20 protein-coding genes are annotated in these 20,282 nt (G+C 73.4%); 12 read left to right on the top strand and 8 right to left on the bottom strand.

Annotated elements, in window-relative coordinates:
• Positions 1 to 41: 41 nt before the first annotated feature.
• The 6 genes from Q2K19_RS02320 (at position 42) to Q2K19_RS02295 (ending at position 6,706) form a co-directional block, all read left to right on the top strand.
• Positions 42 to 587: a plasmid pRiA4b ORF-3 family protein gene (locus Q2K19_RS02320; protein WP_302767194.1), complete on the top strand. Its 546-nt coding sequence runs from the start codon at positions 42 to 44 to the stop codon at positions 585 to 587.
• 246 nt (positions 588 to 833) lie between these two features.
• Positions 834 to 2,144: an extracellular solute-binding protein gene (locus Q2K19_RS02315; RefSeq protein ID WP_302767192.1), complete on the top strand. Its 1,311-nt coding sequence runs from the start codon at positions 834 to 836 to the stop codon at positions 2,142 to 2,144.
• 126 nt (positions 2,145 to 2,270) lie between these two features.
• Entirely contained in the window at positions 2,271 to 3,251 is a 981-nt protein-coding gene (locus tag Q2K19_RS02310) for a carbohydrate ABC transporter permease (protein WP_302767191.1), read from the top strand.
• A gap of 65 nt (positions 3,252 to 3,316) precedes the next feature.
• Positions 3,317 to 4,150, top strand: coding sequence for a carbohydrate ABC transporter permease (locus Q2K19_RS02305; protein WP_302772209.1), 834 nt, complete (start codon positions 3,317 to 3,319; stop codon positions 4,148 to 4,150).
• Entirely contained in the window at positions 4,147 to 5,580 is a 1,434-nt protein-coding gene (locus Q2K19_RS02300; RefSeq protein WP_302767189.1) for a GH1 family beta-glucosidase, read from the top strand. The genes Q2K19_RS02305 and Q2K19_RS02300 overlap by 4 nt, the downstream gene beginning before the upstream one ends.
• 79 nt (positions 5,581 to 5,659) lie before the next feature.
• Entirely contained in the window at positions 5,660 to 6,706 is a 1,047-nt protein-coding gene (locus Q2K19_RS02295; protein WP_302767187.1) for a LacI family DNA-binding transcriptional regulator, read from the top strand.
• Between the two features lie 26 nt (positions 6,707 to 6,732).
• Here the strand turns inward: Q2K19_RS02295 and Q2K19_RS02290 are convergent, their stop codons facing one another.
• Positions 6,733 to 7,809, bottom strand: coding sequence for a phosphotransferase family protein (locus Q2K19_RS02290; RefSeq protein WP_302767185.1), 1,077 nt, complete (start codon positions 7,807 to 7,809; stop codon positions 6,733 to 6,735).
• A gap of 149 nt (positions 7,810 to 7,958) precedes the next feature.
• Between Q2K19_RS02290 and Q2K19_RS02285 the strand changes: the two genes are divergently transcribed.
• Both Q2K19_RS02285 and Q2K19_RS02280 read left to right on the top strand, forming a co-directional pair.
• A complete protein-coding gene (locus Q2K19_RS02285) occupies positions 7,959 to 8,657 on the top strand; it encodes an ACT domain-containing protein (protein ID WP_302767184.1) in 699 nt (232 codons plus the stop codon).
• Positions 8,658 to 8,737: 80 nt separating this feature from the next.
• The gene (locus tag Q2K19_RS02280; RefSeq protein WP_302767182.1) at positions 8,738 to 9,823 is read left to right on the top strand and encodes a GNAT family N-acetyltransferase; all 1,086 of its coding nucleotides are present in this window, start codon (positions 8,738 to 8,740) and stop codon (positions 9,821 to 9,823) included.
• Between the two features lie 189 nt (positions 9,824 to 10,012).
• Here Q2K19_RS02280 and Q2K19_RS02275 read toward each other — a convergent pair whose 3' ends face one another.
• The 3 genes from Q2K19_RS02275 to Q2K19_RS02265 all read right to left on the bottom strand — a co-directional run bounded on the left by Q2K19_RS02275 (position 10,013) and on the right by Q2K19_RS02265 (position 13,227).
• Positions 10,013 to 11,578: an aldehyde dehydrogenase family protein gene (locus tag Q2K19_RS02275; RefSeq protein ID WP_302767180.1), complete on the bottom strand. Its 1,566-nt coding sequence runs from the start codon at positions 11,576 to 11,578 to the stop codon at positions 10,013 to 10,015.
• Between the two features lie 266 nt (positions 11,579 to 11,844).
• Positions 11,845 to 12,369 (bottom strand): isochorismatase family protein, encoded by a 525-nt coding sequence (locus Q2K19_RS02270; RefSeq protein ID WP_302767178.1) that lies wholly within the window; start codon positions 12,367 to 12,369, stop codon positions 11,845 to 11,847.
• Between the two features lie 96 nt (positions 12,370 to 12,465).
• On the bottom strand, positions 12,466 to 13,227 hold the full coding sequence (locus tag Q2K19_RS02265) for an LPXTG cell wall anchor domain-containing protein (protein WP_302767177.1): 762 nt from the start codon (positions 13,225 to 13,227) through the stop codon (positions 12,466 to 12,468).
• A gap of 258 nt (positions 13,228 to 13,485) precedes the next feature.
• Between Q2K19_RS02265 and Q2K19_RS02260 the strand changes: the two genes are divergently transcribed.
• Positions 13,486 to 14,472, top strand: a complete 987-nt coding sequence (locus tag Q2K19_RS02260; RefSeq protein ID WP_302767175.1) for a GlxA family transcriptional regulator — start codon at positions 13,486 to 13,488, stop codon at positions 14,470 to 14,472.
• Between the two features lie 80 nt (positions 14,473 to 14,552).
• On the opposite strand, the gene Q2K19_RS02255 is transcribed toward Q2K19_RS02260, so the two are convergent.
• Positions 14,553 to 15,770 (bottom strand): YbfB/YjiJ family MFS transporter, encoded by a 1,218-nt coding sequence (locus Q2K19_RS02255; protein ID WP_302767173.1) that lies wholly within the window; start codon positions 15,768 to 15,770, stop codon positions 14,553 to 14,555.
• 214 nt (positions 15,771 to 15,984) lie between these two features.
• Between Q2K19_RS02255 and Q2K19_RS02250 the strand changes: the two genes are divergently transcribed.
• Positions 15,985 to 16,617, top strand: coding sequence for a DUF488 domain-containing protein (locus Q2K19_RS02250; protein WP_302767171.1), 633 nt, complete (start codon positions 15,985 to 15,987; stop codon positions 16,615 to 16,617).
• On the opposite strand, the gene Q2K19_RS02245 is transcribed toward Q2K19_RS02250, so the two are convergent.
• The 3 genes from Q2K19_RS02245 to bioB are packed head-to-tail and all read right to left on the bottom strand — an operon-like array spanning position 16,542 to position 18,243.
• The gene (locus tag Q2K19_RS02245; RefSeq protein WP_302767170.1) at positions 16,542 to 17,048 is read right to left on the bottom strand and encodes a GNAT family N-acetyltransferase; all 507 of its coding nucleotides are present in this window, start codon (positions 17,046 to 17,048) and stop codon (positions 16,542 to 16,544) included. The genes Q2K19_RS02250 and Q2K19_RS02245 overlap by 76 nt on opposite strands.
• A 3-nt stretch (positions 17,049 to 17,051) precedes the next feature.
• Complete coding sequence (gene bsaP, locus Q2K19_RS02240; RefSeq protein WP_302767168.1) at positions 17,052 to 17,240, bottom strand: biotin synthase auxiliary protein BsaP; 189 nt, start codon at positions 17,238 to 17,240, stop codon at positions 17,052 to 17,054.
• A 7-nt stretch (positions 17,241 to 17,247) separates the two neighbouring features.
• Positions 17,248 to 18,243, bottom strand: a complete 996-nt coding sequence (bioB, locus tag Q2K19_RS02235; RefSeq protein ID WP_302767167.1) for a biotin synthase BioB — start codon at positions 18,241 to 18,243, stop codon at positions 17,248 to 17,250.
• A 170-nt stretch (positions 18,244 to 18,413) separates the two neighbouring features.
• On the opposite strand from bioB, the gene Q2K19_RS02230 reads away from it, so the two are divergent.
• Together Q2K19_RS02230 and bioD are read left to right on the top strand one after the other, a co-directional pair.
• A complete protein-coding gene (locus Q2K19_RS02230; RefSeq protein ID WP_302767165.1) occupies positions 18,414 to 19,550 on the top strand; it encodes an 8-amino-7-oxononanoate synthase in 1,137 nt (378 codons plus the stop codon).
• Positions 19,547 to 20,281 (top strand): dethiobiotin synthase, encoded by a 735-nt coding sequence (gene bioD, locus Q2K19_RS02225; RefSeq protein ID WP_302767164.1) that lies wholly within the window; start codon positions 19,547 to 19,549, stop codon positions 20,279 to 20,281. Before Q2K19_RS02230 ends, bioD begins: the two co-directional genes overlap by 4 nt.
• The last annotated feature ends 1 nt before the right edge of the window (position 20,282 follow it).

Genomic DNA, 20,282 nt, shown 5'->3' with positions numbered 1-20,282 from the left:
AGATCATGCTGGCAGCCTATGCCGAGAGGGGATGGGACCGAATGCCGCGTCAGATCTTCCAGCTCACGGTGTCCCTGGTCGGGGTCCGCCCGCCGGTCTGGCGGCGGGTGCTGGTCCCCGGCGGCTACACCCTGGACCGGCTGCACCGGGTGGTGCAGCACGCGATGGGCTGGCGCGACTGCCGCCTGCACTCGTTCGAGATCGACGGGCTGCAGTACGGCGAGCCCGACCCGGACGGTGAGCTCCCCGTCCGCGACGAGCTGGACGTCCGGCTGGACGCCGTGGTGGGCAAGGGCAGCCGGTTCCGCTACCTCTACGACTTCGGCGACTGGTGGGAGCACGACCTGGTGGTGGAGGATGTCTGCGCCGCCGACCCGGACGAGCGATACCCGTGCTGCCCGCAGGGGGAGCGGGCCTGCCCGCCCGAGGGCGCCGGGGGTCCGTCCGGCTATGCCGTCCTGCTCGCCGCTCTCGCCGACCCGGAGCATCCCGACCGCCGGGTGATGCGGGAGTGGGCCGGGACCGGCTTCGACCCGGGCGCCTTCGACGCCGCGCGCGCCACCACCCTGCTGCGCCGCTTCTGCTGACCGCGTCCGAGGACGACCCCGCCGGGGCGACGCGGTAACGATCTGGGAACGCTCCCATCGGTCTATTGACACCTCTGATGCCGGTCGGCGACGCTCATGGGAGCGCTCCCGGCGGCGGCAGTCCGCACACCGCATCGCTCGTCGAGGGGCGCTCCAGAACCAGAACCTCACCACCGGACCTGTCCGGCCGACGGCCGGCGCGGGTCAGCAACCACCACACCAGTTACCACCTGAGAGGGGTCAGGGATGAGCGTCATCAGGCGCCGGCTCCGCGCTGTCGCGGTCGCCGTCCTCGCCGCGGGCATGGCTCTCGGCAGCGCGGCGTGCAGCAAGAAGGACGACGGAGGGTCCACCGGCGAGGGCGGCCAGGTCAAGCTGGTCCTGCAGACCTTCCAGAACTTCGGCTACGACCAGGCCATCAAGGACTTCGAGGCGGCCAACCCGAACATCAAGGTCGAGCACCAGAAGATGGGCGAACTGCGCGACTTCCAGCCGAAGCTGGTGCAGTGGCTCGCCGCCGGCAACGGTGCCGGCGACGTGGTCGGTCTGGAGGAGGGCGTCCTGCTCGGGTACGTCCAGAACCACGACAAGTTCACCAACCTGCTCGACCTGGGCGCCGGTGAGCTGAAGGCCAACTTCCCCGAATGGAAGTGGAACAACGCCCTGACGCCGGACGGCAAGAAGCTGATCGGCCTCGGCACCGACGTCGGTGGCCTGGCCATGTGCTACCGCAAGGACCTGTTCGAGCAGGCCGGCCTGCCCACCGACCGGGACGAGGTCGGGAAGCGGATCAGCACCTGGCAGGACTACATCGCGCTGGGCCGGGAGTTCAAGGCCAGCGGCAAGGTCAAGGCGGCCTGGCTGGACAGCGCGACCAGCCTGATGCAGCCGTACATCATGCAGAACTCGGAGACCTTCTTCTTCGACAAGGACAACAAGTTCATCGGCGACACCAACCCGGTGGTCAAGCAGACCTGGGATCTGGGCCTGCAGATGGCCGCTGAGGGGTTGACCGCCAAGGCGCAGCGGTGGAGCGCCGACTGGGATGCGGCTTTCAAGAACTCCGCGTTCGCCACTCTCCCCTGTCCGGCCTGGATGACCGAGGGCGTCATCGCCCAGCGCTCGGGCCCGGCGAACGCCGGCAAGTGGGACATCGCCAAGATCCCGGGCGGTGGCGGCAACTGGGGTGGTTCCTACCTCGCCATCCCGGCCCAGACCAAGCACCCGAAGGAGGCGTACCTGCTGGCCAAGTATCTGACGAGCAAGGAGGGGCACCTGGCGGCGTTCAAGGAGGCGGGCGCCATGCCGTCCGACATCGCAGGTCTCGAGGACCCGGCGTTCAAGGACAAGACCAGCGCCTACTTCAGCGGCGCGCCCACCGGCCAGATCTTCGGTGAGAGCGTCAAGAACATGAAGCCGGTCTTCCTCGGCGCCAAGCACCAGCAGGTGTGGGAGACCATCTTCGAGCCGCAGATGCAGGCGGCCGAGCGCGGCCGGCTCAGTTCGGACGCCGCGTGGAAGAAGGCGGTGGACGAGGCCAAGAAGGCGACCAGCTGAGTCGCCGGTGACCTGCCGAGCCCACGGGGGATCGCCGCCCGTGGGCTCGGCGGCGTCCCACACCCGGCCCGGGTGCGGGCACCGCGGCGAGGTCGTCGCCGCCTCTCACCTCCGGAAGGACCTGCAATGAGTTCTCCTGTCGGCGCGGTGTCGTCGCGCGCCGCCTCGCCGCCTCCGTCCACCCCGGTGCGCCGACGCCCGTCGTACCGCCTCGTCCGCTGGGACCTCAAGTACTCCCCGTACCTCTACGTGACCCCGTTCTTCGTCCTCTTCGGGATCTTCGGCCTCTTCCCGGTCCTCTACACGGTCTACGTCTCGCTCTTCGACTATGAGCTGCTGAGCGGGACCAAGGAGTTCGCGGGGCTGGAGAACTACCGCGTGCTCATGGCGGACGCCCAGTTCTGGAACGCGGCCTACAACACCGTCGGCATCTTCCTGCTCAGCACGGTGCCGCAGCTCATCGTGGCGCTGATCCTCGCCAACCTGCTGAACCGGCGGATGCGGGCCCGCACGCTGCTGCGGATGGGTGTTGTCATTCCCAACATCACCTCGGTGGCCGCGGTCGGGATCATCTTCGCGCTGATCTTCGCGGACCGGTACGGCCTCATCAACTGGTTGCTCGGCAGCGTGGGTTTCGACCCCATCGCCTGGCGGGACAACCGCTACGCCTCCTGGTTCGCCGTCGCCTTCATGGTCGACTGGCGGTGGACCGGCTACAACGCGCTGATCTACCTCGGTGCCATGCAGGCCATCCCGAAGGACCTGTACGAGTCGGCGTCGCTGGACGGCGCCTCGGTCTGGCGGCAGTTCTGGGCGATCACCGTGCCGCAGATCCGGCCGACGATCCTGTTCACGATCATCATCTCCACCATCGGTGGCTTCCAGATCTTCACCGAGCCGCTGATGTACGGGTACGGGCTGATCCGCGGTGGCGGGGACCACCAGTTCCAGACGCTGGCCATGTACATCTACGAGAAGACCTTCACCGGCAATGCCGAGTACGGGTACGGCTCCGCGATGTCCTGGTTGCTCTTCATGATGATCATCATCTTCGCGCTGATCAACTTCGCGCTCGTGCGCCGATCGGTGAAGGGGGACAAGAAGTGACCACCGCCCAGACCCTTCCCCGCGCGGTCGCCCCGCCTCCGCCGACGCCCCGCCGCCGCGGTCGGCTGCCCGGCGCCCAGCTCTGGCGGGCCAGTCCGCTGACCTACCTCGCGCTGATCCTCGGCAGCGTACTGTCGATCTTCCCGATCATCTGGTCGTTCATCATCGCCTCCCGGGACAACGGCGCGGTCTACGAGATGCCGCCGACCCCCGGCGATCAGCTGTTCACCAACATCGACCGGATGCTCGCCAACGAGGACGCCGCGTTCGTCTACGGTCTGGTCAACTCGGCCGTCGTGTCGACTGTCGTCACCATCTCGGTGATCTTCTTCTCCAGCCTGGCCGGCTTCGCCTTCGCCAAGCTCAGGTTCCGGGGCAGCAACGCGCTGCTGCTGATCATCATCCTGACCATGATGGTGCCGACCCAGCTCGGTGTCATCCCGCTCTACCTGATGATGGTGGAGCTCGGCTGGACGGGCACCCTGCAGGCGGTCGTCGTGCCGTTCCTGGTGCAGGGCTTCGGGGTGTTCATGATGCGCCAGTACGCGATGTCCGCGATCAGCGATGAGCTGATCGAGGCGGCCCGGCTTGACGGCTGCTCCACCTGGCGGATCTACTGGAACGTCGTGCTGCCCGCGCTGCGGCCGGCGGCGGCGGTGCTCGGCCTCCTGACCTTCATGCAGACCTGGAACGAGTTCCTCTGGCCGTTCATCGTGCTCACCCCGGACACGCCGACGGTGCAGTACTCCCTGAAGATCCTCTCGTCCGGGCCGTACCAGACGGACTACGTGGCTCTGTTCGCCGGCACCGCGCTGGCGACGCTGCCACTGTTGGTCGTGTTCATCATCTTCGGCCGCCAGATCATCGGCGGAATCATGGAAGGCGCCGTCAAGTCGTGAGCAACCCAGCCAGCCCGCCCGCCGTCGGCGTCCTCGACCAGGGTCCGGCACTCACCTTCCCGCCCGGCTTCCTCTGGGGCGCGGCCACCGCCGCGTACCAGATCGAGGGCGCGGCGACCGAGGGCGGCCGCACCCCGTCGATCTGGGACACCTTCAGCCACGCCGAGGGCCGGACGGTGGGCGGGCACACCGGCGACGTGGCCTGCGACCACTACCACCGGATGCCCGCCGACGTGCGGCTGATGGCCGAGCTGGGGCTGAGGTCCTACCGTTTCTCGGTCTCCTGGCCCCGGGTCCAGCCCGGCGGTGCCGGGCCGGCCAACCAGGAGGGGATGGACTTCTACCGGCGGCTGGTCGACGAACTGCTGGCCCACGGCATCGAACCCTGGCTGACCCTCTACCACTGGGACCTGCCCCAGCCGCTGGAGGACGCCGGCGGCTGGCCGGCCCGGGACACCCCCGCCCGGTTCGCCGACTACGCCGAGCTCGTCGCGGACGCCCTCGGCGACCGGGTGCGGTACTTCACCACCCTGAACGAGCCGTGGTGCTCGGCCTTCCTCGGCTACGGCTCCGGCGTGCACGCGCCGGGTCGCTCGGACGGGGCGGCCGCCGTCCGGGCCGGGCACCACCTGATGCTCGGGCACGGGCTGGCCGTCCAGGCGCTGCGGGCGTCCCGGCCGGAGGCGCAGCTCGGCATCACGGTCAACCTCTACCCGGTCACCCCGGCCAGCGACTCGCCCGCGGACGCCGACGCGGCCCGCCGCATCGACGGCCTGGCCAACCGGTTCTTCCTCGATCCGGTGCTGCGCGGGGCCTACCCGGCGGACCTGCAGGCGGACCTGCGCGAGGTCACCGACTTCGGGCACGTCCGGGACGGCGACCTGGCGGTCATCTCGACCCCGCTGGACCTGGTCGGCGTCAACTACTACAGCCGGTACGTGGTGGCGGCGGCCGAAGGCCCCACGCCGGAGGCGTACTGGCGGGCGCCGTCGTGCTGGCCGGGCAGCGCGGACGTCCGGTTCGTCACCCGGGGAGTGCCGGTGACCGACATGGACTGGGAGATCGACGCCCCGGGCCTGGTGGAAACCCTGGAGCGGGTCCACCGCGACTACACCGACCTGCCGCTCTACGTCACCGAGAACGGCTCCGCGTTCGTCGACGCGGTGGTCGACGGCCGGGTCGACGACCCGGACCGGCTGGCGTACTTCGACGCCCACCTGCGGGCCGCGCACGCGGCGATCAGCGCCGGGGTGCCGCTCAAGGGCTACTTCGCCTGGTCGCTGATGGACAACTTCGAGTGGGCGTGGGGCTACACGAAGCGCTTCGGGATGGTCTACGTCGACTACGACAGCCAGGCGCGGATCCCGAAGTCCAGCGCCCGGTGGTACGCCGAGGTGGTCCGACGCAACGGCCTGTCCGCCGCACAATAGGCTGGGCCCGCCAGTAACGGGCGGCCCGGCGTCGACGCCTCAACAGGTGCCGGGCCCGCCCGACGTCGGAGGAGCACAGATGACAACGCAGCGCACCCGGTCGCTCGGGCGCCCGACCCTCGACGCGGTCGCCGCCCGCGCCGGCGTGGGGCGCGGCACGGTCTCCCGCGTGGTCAACGGCTCGCCGCAGGTCAGCCCGGAGGCCCGGGCCGCCGTCCAGGCGGCGATCGCCGAGCTGGGATACGTGCCCAACCGGGCCGCCCGGGCGCTGGTCACCCAGCGGACCGACTCGGTGGCGCTGGTGGTCTCCGAGTCGGGGGAGCGGGTCTTCACCGAGCCGTTCTTCGCCGGCATCGTCCGGGGGGTCAGCTCCGCGCTGCTGGAGACCCCGATGCAGCTCTGGCTGGCCATGGCGCAGTCTCCGATCGAGCGGGAACGGGTCGAGCACCACCTGACAAACCAGCACGTGGACGGCGTCCTGCTGCTCTCGCTGCACGACGCCGACCCGCTGCCCACCCTGCTGGAGGAGCGCGGGCTGCCCACCGTGCTCGGCGGCCGTCCGGCCCGGATGCTGCACCCGAACGCCCGGCCGGCCTGGTTCGTCGACGTGGACAACGTCGGGGGCGCCCGGCAGGCGGTGGAGCACCTCTTCGCCCGCGGCCGGCGCCGGGTAGCCACCATCGCCGGCCCCCAGGACATGGGTGCCGGCCTGGCCCGGTTGTCCGGCTACCAGGAGGCCGTCCGGGCCGCGGGCGGCAGCGTCAACCCGGACCTGATCGCGTACGGGGACTTCAGCGAGGGCAGCGGCAGCGCCTGCATGCGCCGGCTGCTGGAAATCTGCCCCGACCTCGACGCGGTCTTCGTCGCCTCCGACCTGATGGCCTTCGGCGCCCTCCGCGCCCTACGGGAGGCCGGCCGCCGGGTGCCCGAGGACGTGGCGGTGGTCGGCTTCGACGACGCCCCCATCGCCCGGCAGGCCGAGCCGCCGCTGACCACGGTCTTCCAGCCGGTCGAGGAGATGGGCCGGCAGATGGCCCGCCTGCTGGTCTCCCGCATCCGCGGCGACGAGGTTCCCACCCCCCACGTCGTCCTGGACACGAAACTGATCCACCGCGCCTCCGCCTGACCCCCGGCCCGGCCGACCGCTCGCCGTCACTTCTCCCGGACCGCGCGGAGGCCGTGCTCGACCAGCGGGACGACCATCGCGCCGATCCGGTCGAAGCCGGGGCCGAGCGTCTGGCCGAGGGTGTGCCGGTAGTGGATGCCCTCGCAGATCACCGCGAGCTTGAAGCAGCCGAGCGCCACGTGCCAGTGCAGCGGCCCGACGTCGACGTCGCTGCGGCCGGCGTACCGGTCGATCAGCTCGGCCCCGCTCGGGAAGCCGGCCCTGGGGCCGACGCCGTCGGCCACCGGGTTGCCCTCGGCCAGCTCGCTGTCGCCGAGCACACTCCAGTAGGTGAGCAGCAGGCCCAGGTCGGCCAGCGGATCGCCGAGGGTGGCCATCTCCCAGTCCAGCACGGCCCGGACGGCCACCGGGTCGACCGAGGCGAGCAGGTTGTCCAGCCGGTAGTCGCCGTGCACGATCCGCCCGGCGTTGGCGCCCTCCGGCACGCTGCCGGCGAGCGCGTCGCGCAGCTCGTCGATGCCCGGCAGGGGGCGGCTGCGGGAGCGGTCGAGCTGGCCGGCCCAGCGGCGTACCTGCCGGGCCAGGTAGCCGTCGGGGCGGCCGAAGTCGGCCAGCCCGACCGCGGCCGGCTCGACCATGTGCAGCGCGGCGAGGGTGTCCATCATCGCCGTGGCCAGCTCGCGCCGCTGGCCGGCGGTGAGGGGGTCGGTCTGCGCGCGGCTCCGGTAGACCTCGCCGTCCACCTTCTGCATCAGGTAGAACGGCGCGCCGATCACGTCGGAGTCGGAGCAGAGCAGCAGCGCCTCGGGGACCGGCACGTCGGTCGGGGCGAGCGCGGAGATCACCCGGTGCTCGCGGGCCATGTCGTGCGCGGTGGCCAGCACGTGCCCGAGCGGGGGCCGGCGCAGCACCACCTCGCGGTCGCCGCTGCGCAGCAGGTACGTCAGGTTGGACTTGCCCCCGGCGATCAGCCGCGCGGACAGCGGCCCGGCGGCGAGCTCGGGCCGGTGCGCGGCCAGATACCCGCCGAGCCGGTCGAGGTCGAGCCCGCGCGGGGCCGAACCGGTCGGGTTCCGAGATGCGTCGACGGCCGGATCGGTCATCCGGCTAGTTGATGGCAGCTCAGCTTTCTTGTCAAGGTCGGATTATCCAGGCGGACATGGCACTGCAACAGGGGCGAAATGGTCAACCGGCAGGCTGGGGCCCAGCCTGCCGGCCGCCACGGCCGGCCCGCCGAGCGGAGGGACCAGACATGCTGCTGAGAGTTCGGGTGACCCTGCCGGACCGACCCGGCACGCTCGGCCAGGTGGCCCGCACACTCGGCGTCTCCGGCGCCGACATCGTCCAGGTGGTCGTGCTGGAACGGCTCGGCGGCCGGGCGGTGGACGACTTCACCGTGGTGTGGCCGGGCGCCGCCCGGGTGGAACGACTGCTCGCCGGCCTGGCCGCGATCCCCGGCGTACGGGTGGACGGGGTGTGGCGGGCGATCGGCGCGCCGACCACCACCGGCCAGGACGCGGAACTGCTCGCCCAGGTCGCGGCGAACCCGACCGACGGGGTGGCCACCCTGGTCGACGCGGTGCCCGGGCTGCTCGCCGCCGACTGGGCGGTGGCCGCGGCCGTACCCCTGGACTGGGCGTCCGGCGGCACGGGTGGGGCGACCGTCGGGCACGCGAGCTGGCGGGCCCCGGTCCCACCCCGGCTGCCGGAGGTGACGCCGCTGCGGGCTCGGGCGATGACCAGCCCCGAGGGGCACCACTACGCGGTCGCCCCGTTCGGCCGCGCCGGGCTGGTGCTGGTGGTGGCGCGGGACCACACCGAGCCCCTCGCCGCTGCCGCGTTCCACTCCACCGAGGTGGACCGGCTGGCCCAGCTGGTCCGCGCCAGTGCGGTGATCCTCGGCGACCGGCTGGACCTGGTCGGCGCCCCTCCCGTGACCACCATCACCTGACCGGTCCCGCCGTTTCACCCGTGGGCAACGGCCCCGCAACAGCCGGCCGGCAGGGTCGGGGGTGAGGAAGGGAGCCAACCATGGCGCTGTGGCGGATCCGAGCCACCGTGGACGACCGGCCGGGTTACCTGTCGGTCCTCACCGCAAGCCTCGCGTTGCGCGGGGTCAACATCCTCACCGTCCAGGTGCACACCACCGAGGTGGGGGCCGTCGACGACTTCCTCGTCGACGCACCCGACCAGCTCACCGAGGCCGACCTGCGGGCGGCCGTCGAGCGGGGCCGGGGCCGGGAGTGCTGGGTCGCGCGCAGCGAGGCGCGCGGGTTGGCCGACCAGCCCACCCGGGTGTTGGGCCTGGCCACCCGGCTGGTCCGGGACCCGGACGTGACCGGGGAGGCGCTGCGCACCCTGCTCGGCGCCGACGCGGTGACCTGGCGGCCGGTGCCGGCCGGTGCGTTCGGCGGGGTGGGCGCCACGACGATGCTGCTGGCCGACCCGTCCGGCGGCTCCTACGAGCTGCGCCGGCGGGAGCCGACCTTCACCCCGGCCGAGTACGCCCGGGCCCAGGCCCTGGTCGAGCTGGCCGCGGCCGTCGCCCGCCGGGACACCGACCGGGTGACCCTGGTGCTGCCCGACGCGTCCGAGGTGCGGGTCCGGTCGGCGACCGTGGACGACCTGCCCGGCGTGGTGGAGCTGCACGAGGCGTGCTCGGCCCGCAGCCGCCAGCGGCGGTACCTCAGCGGGGCGGCCCTGCCGTCGCCGGCCCGGCTGGGCCGGCTGCTGGAGCCGACGCGGGGGCTCACCCTGGTCGCCACGGCCGGCCACGGCGGGGAGGCGGCGCCGGTCGTGGCGATGGCCAACCTGCTCGGCGAGGGGGACGTGGCGGAGGCGGCGCTGCTGGTCCGGGACGACTGGCAGCGGCGCGGTCTCGGTTCGGCGCTGCTGCGGCGGCTCCTCGCGCACGCCGAGCGGGTCGGCTACGCCTCCGTGGAGCTGCACGTGCAGGCCGAGAACACCCCGATGCTGCGGACCGTACGCCGGCTGGAACGGCCGACGTCGGTGGAGCGGGACGGCAGCGTGCTGAGCGTGACGGTGCCGCTGGCCGTCCACCCGGTCGGCCCGTCCCGGCCGGCCGGCGCGGCCGCCCGGCCGCATCGGGCGCACTGATCCGACGCTCGCCCGCCGCGACGCGTACCGGGCCGCAACGGCGCGGCCCGTCGGCGGCTGGCGGGCGAGCGCACCGGCGCCGGGGCGGACCCGGCGCCACCTGGGCCGACCTCCGGTGCGGGGGACGGTGACACGACAGGGCCCCCGGTGCGGGGGCCCTGTCCGTTTGCCTGCTCCGGCCGGCCCCGGTCAGGTCGCCGGGTAGCTGCTGTAGTCCGGGAAGTTGCCGTAGAGCCGGCCGTCGCCGCCCACGGTGACCGCCTGCACGAGCAGGTCGCCGCCGACGAACGCGCCCTTCCAGGAGGCGCCCCGGCCGCCGAACGGCTCCTCCCGGTCGCCCCGGGAGCGGGGCTTGTTGATGCCCACCTTGAACGCCTGGAGGTCGACCGCGAGCTTGCCGGCCAGCTCCTCGTCGTCGCAGGCCAGCGAGGCGACCAGGGCGCCGTTGGAGGCGTTCATCTGGGCCAGCAGCTCGTCGGTGGTGTCCACCACGACGATGGTGTCGACCGGGCCGAACGGCTCGGCGTGCATGAGCCGGGACCGGCCGGGCGGGGCGAGCAGCACCGCCGGCGCCACGTACGCGGAGGTGTCCTGGCCGTCGAGGAACGGCGCGCCGTCGAGCTTGCCCCGGTGCAGCGGCACCGCGCCGCCGCGGACCGCCTCGTCGACCTTGCGGCGCAGCTCCTCGGCCTTGGCCGCGCTGATCAGCGGGCCGAAGTCCAGCTCGGGCAGCGGGTCGCCGGCGGACCAGTCGGCGTCGACGGCCAACGGGTGTCCGAACCGGACCGAGCGCACCACCGGCAGGTACATGTCGAGGAACTCGTCGACCAGGTCCCGCTGGACCACGAACCGCGGGTACGCGGTGCAGCGCTGCTTGCCGTACTCGAAGCCCTTCTTCAGGTGCGCGGCGAGCAGGTCCCACTGGGAGAAGTTCCAGATGCCCCAGGCGTTGAGGCCCTCCTGCTCGATGAAGTGCCGCTTGTCGGAGTCGAGCAGCGCGGCGGCCACCTTGCCGCCGTTGGAGCGGCCGCCGACGAACGCCACCGCACCGATCTCCGGGGCGCGGACCAGCACCTCGGAAAGCTCCTCACCGCTGCCGGAGAGCAGGGTGGCGGGCAGCCCGGCGCGGCGCATCAGCGCGTGCGCGACGGTGAGGCAGACGGCGCCGCCCTGGGACGGGGTCTTGGCGATGACCGCGTTGCCGGCGAGCAGCTGGACCAGCTCGGCGTGGACCAGCACGCTCATCGGGTAGTTCCAGGAGGCGATGTTGCTGACCGGGCCGGGCAGCGCCTCGCGACCGTCGGCGAGCATCCGGTCGATCTCCTGCACGTACCAGCGCACGCCGTCGAGGGCCCGGTCGACGTCGGCGCAGGCCAGCCGCCACGGCTTGCCGATCTCCCAGACCAGCAGCATGGCGAGCAGGTCGCGGTGGGCGGTGAGCGCGTCGAGCGCGGCGCCGACGCGGGCCTTGCGCTCGGCGAGCGGAGTCTGCGCCCAGTCCCGGTGGCTGGTGGCGGCGTGCGCCACGGCGCCGCGCGCCGCGTCGGCGTCGAGGCGGGCCAGGTGCACCAGCACGGTGTTGTCGACGGGGGTGCGGACCGGGGTCGGCGTGCCGACCGCCTGCCACTCGCCCTGGATCAGGTTGTGCAGGGTGGCCGCCCCGTCGGGGGCCGTGCCGAAGGCCTCCGGCGCGGCGGCCACCGCGCGGGCGAGCGTGTCCGACCAGGAGGTGCCGTCGGCGAGTCTGAGAGCCATCGCGATCTCCTCAGGGTTGTCCGGGGAGCGGCGGCGTCGATGGCACCGCTGGTGTCGCGTACTGTCCCGCGCCGCCGAGCGCGCGGGCAACCGTACGCTCGTATGCCAGGACGCCCGGCCCGCCGGTTGGCGCCGGCCGCGTCGCGCGGAACCGGCTGCGACCTGGGGGTACGCGGATGGCATATTTACATGTACCGATGATGTGATCCACGTCCGGGCGGCGTCGACCGGCTTGCCGATCGGTACGGATCAACGCCCCGCCCGGTTCACCCGCGCAGGGCCTCGATCACCTCGTCCGTCGTGCAGACCGTGCCGAGCCGGCGGAACACGTAGTCGACGGCGAACTCGTGGGCGTATCCGTCCAGGCCGGACATCGCGTCGTGCGGCAGCACCACCCGGTAGCCGATCTCGTCGCCGATCCGGGCGGTCTGCTCGACGCCGAAGTTGGTGGCCAGCCCGCCGATCACCAGGGTGTCCACCCCGCGCTCGCGCAGCGCGGCGTCCAGGCCGGTCTCGTGGAAGGCGCCCCAGGTGTGCTTGACGATCGCCAGGTCGCCGTCGCGCGGGGCGACCTCGGGCAGCAGTTCGCTGCCGGCGGGCTGCGGCTCGGGGCCCGGCCGGTCGACACGGACGACCACCACGGTGGCGCCCGCGGCGCGGGCCGCGTCGGCGAGCGCCAGACAGCGGTCGACCACCTCGGGTCCGCTGTGCGGGGCGGTGGGCAGGTCCACGATGCGACGCTGGAGGTCGATCAGGACGACGGCGGTGCGGGTCGGGTCGAGAGCGTCCACTTGCAAGATCGTATCGGAAGGCGCGGCGGGTCCGTGCCGCCGAGACGCGGAACCGGCCGTCGGACCATGGTCCGACGGCCGGTTCCCGGCCGAAAATCAGCTGGTGAAGCGGATCTTGCGACGGCGACGCAGCACCATCAGGGCGACACCGCCACCGATCAGGGCGAGGCCGGTGAGCGCGGTGCTGGTCGCGGCCACGCCGGTGATCGGCAGGCTGCCGCCGCCCCCGCCGCCCCCGCCGCCCCCGCCGCCCGTCGAGGTGCCCGGCGAGGGGGTGCCCGACGGGTTGCCGGGGTTCCCCGGGCCACCCGGGGTCGGGCTCTCCGAGCCGCCCGGCGTGGACGGGCTCGGCGCCGGCGACTCGGACGAGGCGCACGGCTGCAGCCAGAAGACCTTGTGCTTCTCGGTCCACGCCGGGTGGTTCTGCCGGTCGATGGTGAGCTTGATGTGGTAGCCCTGCTTCGGGTGGGCCATCGCCTTCGTGAGGTTCAGGTCGGCGGCCGAGAAGGTGAAGACCTCATCCGGGTCGTTGCGGTACGAGCCACCGCTGGCCTTGTCGTTGCTCACCAGGACGTTCTCCACCCGCCTGACCTCGTGGAAGTCCGGGGCGGACGGCGGCCAGGCCTCGAAGATGAGGGTGGCGTGCTCGTCCTTGTCGAAGTTGAAGAACTCGACCTGGAACTCGCAGGAGACGTGGGGCTCGTTCCGGTTGTCCTCCTGGTACGCGGGCCCGTCGATCTTGACGGTGCCGTTCGCGCCGTTCGGGTCGGTGGCCAGGGCGGGACTACCGAGAGCGAGGCAGGCCGTGGCGGCGGCTGCGGTGAGAGCCGCGCGCGCCACGTGCCGACGCTGGGGCATGGGGAATCCTCCGAGTGCGGGATAGGCGACGGCACATGATCGCACATCAGGCCACGACCGGCGACATCGGACGTTCGGCCTGAGCTGCAACGATATGGCAACGGTGCGAAAAGGAATCGAGCGTGATCTATCACATTCCTGGGCGTGTCGGCGTAACGCGGAACGGGGCTTTGGCGCTTCGGCTGGCCGTGCCACCCCTCCGCCGGAGGCACAAAGGAACGGCTCCGCCCCGCCCGCCCGCCTGGCTAGGCTCGACCCGTGCGGACCCGGGGGCGCAGTGACACCGTGCTGTTCGTCGTCTACGACGGCGTGCGGCTCCTCGACGTCACGGGGCCGTTGGAGGTGCTCACCGTGGCCAACGAGCACGGCGGGTCGTACCGACCGCTGCTCGCCTCCCTCGGCGGCGGAGACGTGGTGACCAGTGCCGGCGTCCGGCTCGGGGTGGACCTGGCGTTGCCAGAGGTGACCGGTCCGGTGGGCACTCTGGTGGTGCCCGGCGCGCCGGACTGGCAGGCCGCTGCGGGGGACCGGGCGCTGCTGGACCAGATCCGCCGGCTCGCCGCCGGGTCCGCCCGGACCGCGTCCGTCTGCGCCGGGGCGTTTCCCCTGGCCGCCGCGGGCCTGCTCGACGGGCGCCGGGTGACCACGCACTGGGACCTGGCCGACCAGCTCGCCGCGGAGTTCCCCGCGCTCACCGTCGACCCGGACCCGATCTTCATCGTGGACGGCCGGATCATCACCTCGGCCGGGATCACCGCCGGCATCGACCTGACCCTGGCGCTGGTCGAGGCGGACCTCGGCCCGGAGACGGCCCGGGCGGTGGCCCGGCATCTCGTGGTCTTCATGCAGCGCCCGGGCGGGCAGTCCCAGTTCAGCGTTCGGACCAACACGGCGAGTACCCGTAACGACCTGTTGCGCCGGGTGCTGGACACGGTGGCCGCCGACCCGGCCCGGCCGTACGACCTGGCCGGCCTGGCGGCGCTGGCCGGAGTGAGCGCGCGGCACCTGGGTCGGTTGTTCCGTACCGAGTTGGGCATCACGCCGGCGGTGTATCTGGACCGGATCCGGTTGGAGGCGGCCCAGGACCTGCTCGAGCGGGGCGATCAAACCCTCGACGTGGTGGCCCGCCGGGTCGGCTTCGGCTCCCCGGAGACGATGCGCCGCGCCTTCCTCCGCGAACTCGGCGTCACTCCTGGCGCCTACCGCTCCCGCTTCCGCACCACCGGCATCAACCCCGGTCGCTGATCGTCCCGTCCGCCCGCTCCGGGACCGACCGCCGGGGTCGCGGCACGACCGGCCCCGGACCGTGGCGGGACGGGGTCCGGTCAGCGCCGGGCGGGGACGGGTCCCGGAGCCTCGGCCGGCGCGGTGTCCCGCTGGCGCAGGGCGACCAGCCCGGCGACGGCGAGGAGGGCGACGGAGAGCCAGAGCCCCACCGCGACGCCACCGGAGTCCGACAGCGCGCCCGAGATCAGCGGGCCGACCGCCTGACCGACTGAGAAGGCCACGGTGAGCAGGGCGATGCCGGCGGTCCAGCTGCCGGCCGGGAGGGCCCGGCGGGCGAGCACGGTGGCCGCCGTCGGGCCGGCCATGAACGAGCTGCCGAAGACCACTGCCGACACCAGCGCCGCGGGTAGCCCCGCCGGCAGCAGCAGCACCGGCAGCACGCCGACCAGCACCAGCACCGAGACCAGCGCGGGCGCCCGACCGGCGGGCAGCCGCCCGATCACCCGTCCCCACACGGTGAGCGTGGCCAGTGCCGAGGCGATGCCGAGCACCACGAAGAAGGTGGCGACGCCCGGGGTGCCGAGTCCCTGGTCGCGGAGCAGCGCGATGACGAAGGTCATGTAGCTGACGTAGCCCGCGCCGAACAGGACGTACCAGGCGAAGGTCGGGGCGAGCCGGGCCAGGTCGGTCCGGGCCAGCCGGGTGCTGGTCGTCCCCGACACCGGCGGTACCCGCCGGACGGCGAGCAGGGCCGGCCCGACCGCGAGCACCGCGACCAGGCCGAGCAGGAGCCATCCCCCGCGCCAGCCGGCGTCCCCGGCCACCGCGATCGCCGTCGGCACCAGGAGTCCGGAGAGCACCACGCCGATGCCCACCCCAGCCATGTACAGGGCGACCAGCAGCGCGGCCCGGCGCTGCCCACCACCGCCGGCGACCCGGGCGGCGAGCGCCGAGCCGAGCACGAAGGAGACCGCCGTGCTCAGCCCGCCGACGAACCGCAGCAGGCTCAGCACCGGATAGGCCGCGGTGGTGGCGGTGAGCAGCAGGGCGAGCGCGCTGACGGCGAGGGCGCCCGCGAACGCGGCCCGGTCCCCGAGCCGGCGGGCCCAGAACACCGCGGTCCCGGCGCCGATCACGTAGCCGGCGGCGTTCGCGGTGTTCAGGCCGCCGGCCTGGGCGTACGTCCAGTGCAGGTCGCCGCGCATGGCGGGCAGCAGCAGGGCGTACGCGAAGCGGGTGAAGCCGAGCGCGACCACGGGGCCGGCGGCCAGGCCGAGCGCGATCAACATCTCGCGTCGGCGTGAATCCTGGAACATGGTTCCTCCTCGGTCCGCGGGCTCGTCGACCCGCTGAGAGGGGGAACCGGAGCGAGCCGGGGGCCGATGGCCGTCCGGAAGGACACGTCACCCTCGGATCGGGACATCCCGCTTGCCGGGCGTTTCGTCCGAGATGTGCCTATCTTGGGCAGTTCGTGGGCGCGCAGATCCGTCAGGCTGGCGTCACGCCGGCGATTGTGGGCAAGTCGAGTGCGTGTTGCTGACGCTTGGGCACGGGGCCGCCGACCGGGAGCGGTTGGGCGAGCTGCTGGCCGGGGCGGGGGTTGCGCTGGTGGTGGACGTGCGGCGGTACCCGGCCAGCCGGACCAACCCGGACGTCCGGCGCGAGGAACTCGAACGCTGGCTGCCGGAGCGGGGCGTCGACTACCGCTGGGAACCGCGCCTCGGCGGCCGCCGGCACGTCCCGGCCGGAGAGCCGGAGCCGGACATTTGGTGGACGGTGGCGGCGTTCCGGGCGTACGCCGCGTACACCCGGACACCGGACTTCGACGCGGCACTCGACCGGGTGCTCGCGGAGGCCACGCACCGGGCCACCGCCGTGATGTGCAGCGAGAGCGTCTGGTGGCGCTGCCACCGGCGGCTGATCGCCGACGTGGCGATGCTCGGTCACCGGGTCCCGGTACGGCATCTGATGCCCGACGGCCGGCTCAGCCCGCACCGGCCCGCGGCGGGGGCCCACCGCCTCCCCGACGGCCACCTGCTCTGGGACGGCCGACCGCCCGGGCCGGGAACGGCGGACGGCCGACCGGCTCAGTCGGGGAGTTCGTCGGCGAGAAGATCCATCAGCAGGCCGTCGTGCCAGCGGCCGTCCGCGCCCCGCTCGTAGCGGCGCATGATGCCGACCGGACGGAAGCCCACCTTCGCGTACGCGCGGATCGCCGCGGTGTTCGCCGCCGCCGGGTCGATGGTGAACCGGTGGTGGCCGTACTCGTCGATCAGGTGCCGGGCCAGGGTGCGGATGGCGTCCCCACCGAGCCCGGCGCCGCGTACCTCCGGGTCGAGGAAGATGTCCAGGCTGGCGTGGCGGTAGTCCGGGTCAGTCTCCGCGTACCACTGGATCGCCCCGACCACCCGGCCGTCGTGCTCGATGGCATAGACGGCCAGCTCGTCGTCGGCGAGGTCGGCGCGGATCGCCTCGGCCAGGTCCGCGCCGCCGCGCCACCAGCGTTGCACCTCCGGGGTGGCCCGGATCGCCGTGAAAACCGGCACGTCCGCGTCCGTCGCCGGTCGCAACGTCACCGCCCGCCCCCGCAGCACGGCTCAGCCCCGGATCTCGCCGTGCTCGACGCAGACCGCCGACCAGCCGGTCGGCACGACCTGCACCTTCATTCGGCGCCGACAGTGGACGCAGTAGCGCGGCGGCTCCAACGCCCGCGCCGCCGCGCACGCCTCGTGCGGCCCGGACGCCTCCGCACCGCAGCGGTCGCACCACGACTGGGTCACGGTCATCCCTGCCTCACAGCGTCGCGGAGAGCGCCTTCACCGGCATCTTCAGGTCGTCGAGCAGCTTGAGGTCGTCGGTCGCCGGCCGGCCCAGGGTGGTCAGGTAGTTACCGACGATGACGGCGTTGATGCCGCCGAGCAGGCCGTCGCGGGTGCCCAGGTCGCCCAGGGTGATCTCGCGGCCGCCCGCGTACCGGAGGATGGTGCGCGGCATGGCCAGCCGGAACGCGGCGATGGCCCGCAGCGCGTCCCGGCCCGCCACCACCGGACGGTCGGCCAGCGGGGTGCCCGGGCGCGGGTTGAGGAAGTTCAGCGGAACCTCGTGCGGGTCCAGCTCGGCGAGCTGCGCGGCGAACTCGGCCCGCTGCTCCACCGTCTCGCCGAGGCCGAGGATGCCGCCGCAGCAGACCTCCATGCCGGACTCGCGGACCATCTTCAAGGTCTCCCAACGCTCCTCCCACGAGTGCGTGGTGACCACGTTCGGGAAGTAGGAGCGGCAGGTCTCCAGGTTGTGGTTGTAGCGGTGCACACCCATGTCGACCAGCTCGTCGACCTGCTCCTGGGTCAGCATCCCCAGCGACGCGGCGACCTGGATGTCGACCTCGGCCCGGATGGCGGCCACGCCCTCGCGCATCTGCTTCATCAGCCGGGCGTCCGGGCCGCGCACCGCGGCCACGATGCAGAACTCGGTGGCCCCGGTCGCCGCGGTCTGCTTCGCCGCCTCGACCAGCGCCGGGATGTCCAGCCAGACCGAGCGGACCGGCGAGGTGAACAGGCCCGACTGCGAGCAGAAGTGGCAGTCCTCCGGGCAGCCGCCGGTCTTCAGCGAGACGATGCCCTCCACCTCGACCTCCGGACCGCACCAGCGCATCCGCACCTCGTGGGCGAGCTGGAGGGCGGCGGGGACGTGCTCGTCGGGCAGGTTCAGCACGGCGAGGACCCCTGCCTCGTCGAGGCCGACGCCCTGCTCCAGCACCTGGGTCCGGGCCTGGTCGAGGATCTCTGGCATGGCTCGTACCCTACAAGGCCGCTCCGAGGCCGGGAAACGGCTGCGTCCGGCCGCGGTGAGCGGGCCCGGCGAGCCGGACCACGGCACGCCGGGCCCGCCCCGGCGGGTGGTAACTTCGCCCGGCGGAAGCGCCTCCGAGGGGGCGAGGTGTCGGCGGGAGGGACGGGACGGTGGCGGACTGGCTGGCGGCGCTGGACCGCCGCGCCGAGCTGCGGGCCAGGGCGGGGCTCACCCGTACGCTGCGGCCGCGCGACGCCGGCGACGCCGTCGTCGACCTGGCCGGCAACGACTATCTCGGCCTGGCCACCCACCCCGAGGTCACCGCCGCCGCCGCGCGGGCCCTGTCCGCGTACGGGCTGGGGGCCACCGGGTCCCGGCTGGTGCGCGGCTCCACCGACCTGCACCACGCGCTGGAGGACGCCCTCGCCGACTGGCTCGGCACCGACCGGGCACTGGTCTTCTCCTCCGGCTACCTGGCCAACCTGGCCGCCGTCCGGGGCCTGGTGCAGCCGCGTACGCTGCTCGTCTCCGACGCCCACAACCACGCCTCGCTGATCGACGGCTGCCGGATCTCCGGCGCCGAGACCGTGGTGACCCCGCACGCCGACGTCGCCGCGGTGGCCGCCGCGCTGGCCGCCGCGCCCGGCCGGCCGGCGGTGGTGGTGACGGAGTCGGTCTTCTCCGTCGACGGCGACCTCGCCCCCCTCGCCGCGCTGCACGCCGTCGCCCGCCGGCACGGCGCGCTGCTGCTGGTCGACGACGCGCACGCGCTCGGCGTCACCGGTCCGGGCGGCGCCGGCGGGGTGGCCGCGGCCGGCCTGGCCGGCGAGCCGGACGTGGTGGTCACCGCCACCCTCTCCAAGGCGCTCGGCGGCGCCGGTGGCGTCGTGGCCGCGCCGGCCGAGTTCGTCCGGCACCTGGTGGAGACCGGCCGGACGTTCATCTTCGACACCGCCCTGCCCCCGGCGGTCGCGGCCGGCGTGCTGGCCGCGCTGCGGCTGGCCCGGGCCGGCGACGGGCTGCGCGAGGAGTTGGCCGAGCGGGCCGTCCTCGCGGTGCGCCGGCTGGGCGCGGCGGGACTCGAGGTCTCCGCCCCCGACGCTGCGGTGGTCTCGGTGCCCGCGCCCGGTCCGGAGGCGGCGACCGCGTGGGCGGCCGACTGCCGGGACCGCGGCGTCGCCGTGGGCTGCTTCCGGCCGCCGTCCACCCCGGACAGCCGCTCCCGGCTCCGGCTCACGATCAGCACCGGCGTGGCCCGGCCGGACTTCGAACGGGCCCTCGACGTGATTGTGGAGTGTGCGCCATGAGCAACGGCAACGGCTGGACCGGGCCGGTGCTGGTGACCGGCACGGACACCGAGGTCGGCAAGACCGTGGTGACCGCGGCGATCGCGGCCGCGGCGCAGGCCGCCGGGCTGCGGGTCGCGGTGGTCAAGCCCGGCCAGACCGGTACGGCGACCGGCGACCCCGCCGACGTCGACTCGGTCACCCGGCTGGCCGCCCCGCTCACCGGCCGGACGCTGGCCAGCTACCCCGATCCGCTCGCCCCGCTCGCCGCGGCCCGGGTCGCCGAGCTGGAGCCGCTGGAGCTCTACACCGCCGTCGACGCGATCCGCGAGGAGACCGACAAGCACGACCTGGTCCTCGTGGAGGGGGCCGGGGGGCTGCTCGTACCGATGGGGGTGCGGCCGTCGGGCGAGCCGTGGACGGTGGCGGACCTGGCGGTGTCGCTGGGCGCCCCGGCGGTGGTGGTGGCCCGTGCCGGGCTCGGCACGCTGAACCACACCGCGCTCACCCTGGAGGCCCTGGAGCGGCGGGCGATCCCGGCGGGCGTGGTGATCGGCGCCTGGCCGGCCGAGCCGGAGCTGGTGCACTGGCTCAACCTGTCCGACCTGGTGCCGAACCTGCTCGGCGCGGTGCCGATGGGCGCCGGCGCGATGGACCCGGGGGTGTTCCGCCGGTCCGCCCCGGGCTGGCTCACCCCCGCCCTCTACGGCGTGCTGGACGACTGGCGGGCCTGGGCGGAGGAGATCAGCTGAG

The sequence above is a fragment of the Micromonospora sp. NBRC 110009 genome, from assembly GCF_030518795.1.
Lineage (GTDB): Bacteria > Actinomycetota > Actinomycetes > Mycobacteriales > Micromonosporaceae > Micromonospora.
Note: the sequence above shows the minus strand (reverse complement) of the source record. Positions and strands in the feature narration are given on the sequence as shown.

Bases quoted from the DNA above. Each gene is read 5' to 3' on its own strand.
- bsaP (WP_302767168.1), bottom strand. From the start codon at position 17,240: ATGACCGTGACCCAGTCGTGGTGCGACCGCTGCGGTGCGGAGGCGTCC.
- Q2K19_RS02310 (WP_302767191.1), top strand. From the start codon at position 2,271: ATGAGTTCTCCTGTCGGCGCGGTGTCGTCGCGCGCCGCCTCGCCGCCT.
- Q2K19_RS02255 (WP_302767173.1), bottom strand. From the start codon at position 15,770: ATGTTCCAGGATTCACGCCGACGCGAGATGTTGATCGCGCTCGGCCTG.
- Q2K19_RS02280 (WP_302767182.1), top strand. From the start codon at position 8,738: ATGGCGCTGTGGCGGATCCGAGCCACCGTGGACGACCGGCCGGGTTAC.
- Q2K19_RS02265 (WP_302767177.1), bottom strand. From the start codon at position 13,227: ATGCCCCAGCGTCGGCACGTGGCGCGCGCGGCTCTCACCGCAGCCGCC.
- Q2K19_RS02285 (WP_302767184.1), top strand. From the start codon at position 7,959: ATGCTGCTGAGAGTTCGGGTGACCCTGCCGGACCGACCCGGCACGCTC.
- Q2K19_RS02295 (WP_302767187.1), top strand. From the start codon at position 5,660: ATGACAACGCAGCGCACCCGGTCGCTCGGGCGCCCGACCCTCGACGCG.
- Q2K19_RS02320 (WP_302767194.1), top strand. From the start codon at position 42: ATGCCGCGTCAGATCTTCCAGCTCACGGTGTCCCTGGTCGGGGTCCGC.
- bioB (WP_302767167.1), bottom strand. From the start codon at position 18,243: ATGCCAGAGATCCTCGACCAGGCCCGGACCCAGGTGCTGGAGCAGGGC.
- Q2K19_RS02315 (WP_302767192.1), top strand. From the start codon at position 834: ATGAGCGTCATCAGGCGCCGGCTCCGCGCTGTCGCGGTCGCCGTCCTC.
- Q2K19_RS02275 (WP_302767180.1), bottom strand. From the start codon at position 11,578: ATGGCTCTCAGACTCGCCGACGGCACCTCCTGGTCGGACACGCTCGCC.
- Q2K19_RS02290 (WP_302767185.1), bottom strand. From the start codon at position 7,809: ATGACCGATCCGGCCGTCGACGCATCTCGGAACCCGACCGGTTCGGCC.
- bioD (WP_302767164.1), top strand. From the start codon at position 19,547: ATGAGCAACGGCAACGGCTGGACCGGGCCGGTGCTGGTGACCGGCACG.